Here is a 1,057-nt window from a genome sequence, read left to right as displayed (position 1 = left end):
TGGTAGATTGTAAAATTTAAGTTGAACATATTAGTGGACAGAAAAACCCATAAAGGTCTTTAATGGTGTCACCACAACATTCCACTAGAAAGAAGGACCTTTATGAGCACCACTATTTTATCATTTGAAGACTGCGTTGTCATCGAAACACTTCATCATGAAAAGCACTCACTTCAATATATTGCCGATTATTTAGGCTTTAGTAAAACCACTATCTTTAATGAGGTTCATCGCTTAGCTGGTGAGTATCACGCAGTTAAGGCTCAAACTGACCATGAAGTTAAACTTAGTCATCGTGGTCGTAAAACCATCTTAACGACTAACCTAAAGCGATTGATTGAAGAAAAAATCAAGATCCAAAAATGGTCAATTGAACAAGTGGCTCATGTAGTTAGAATTGCCTACAAAACCATCTATAACTGGATTGATCAGGGACTACTGGATATTAATGTGACCGATTTACCTGACCATGGTATTCGTCGCAAACGAGCTAAAGAAACCCGTGGTACTTTTAGTCATGGACGTTCCATCGAAGATCGTCCAGCTGAAATTTCTGATCGTAATACTTCAGGTCACTTCGAAGCTGATACAGTTTTATCTGGAAAACGTAAAGGTCAAGCAGTAGCTACGTTTGTCGAGCGTAAGAGTCGGCTTACCATCGTTAAACGGCTTAATGGACGAGATAGTACTTCAATGACCAAGGCTATTTTAGAAATGGCTAACCAGTTAGGAGATAATCTCAAGACCCTTACTGTTGACCATGGGAAAGAATTCGCCAACTACAATTTGATTGAAGAACAGACCGGTGTTCCGCTGTACTTTGCGCACGCTTATTCGCCACATGAACGAGGCAGTAATGAAAATCGCAACCGAGTACTACGCCGCTTCATTCCCAAAGGTCAACCGATTGATGAGATTACCGATGATGAATTGATTCAAATTAACTGGTATTTGAATTCCCGACCACTCAAATGTTTAAATTGGCGAACACCGATTGAGATCTTTTTGCGTGATCTGCGTTACTAAATTTGTTCAAGTTATTTCTTGCAATCTGCCA

General features: G+C 39.6%; 1 protein-coding gene. It reads left to right on the top strand.

Features of this window, described 5'->3' with window-relative positions:
- Nucleotides 1-102 precede the first annotated feature (102 nt).
- Entirely contained in the window at nucleotides 103-1,026 is a 924-nt protein-coding gene (locus tag EKM75_RS12665) for an IS30 family transposase (protein ID WP_047021683.1), read from the top strand.
- The last annotated feature ends 31 nt before the right edge of the window (nucleotides 1,027-1,057 follow it).

The sequence above is a fragment of the Levilactobacillus tongjiangensis genome, from assembly GCF_003946345.1.
GTDB lineage: Bacteria > Bacillota > Bacilli > Lactobacillales > Lactobacillaceae > Levilactobacillus > Levilactobacillus tongjiangensis.
Note: the sequence above shows the minus strand (reverse complement) of the source record. Positions and strands in the feature narration are given on the sequence as shown.

Bases quoted from the DNA above. Each gene is read 5' to 3' on its own strand.
- EKM75_RS12665 (WP_047021683.1), top strand. From the start codon at position 103: ATGAGCACCACTATTTTATCATTTGAAGACTGCGTTGTCATCGAAACA.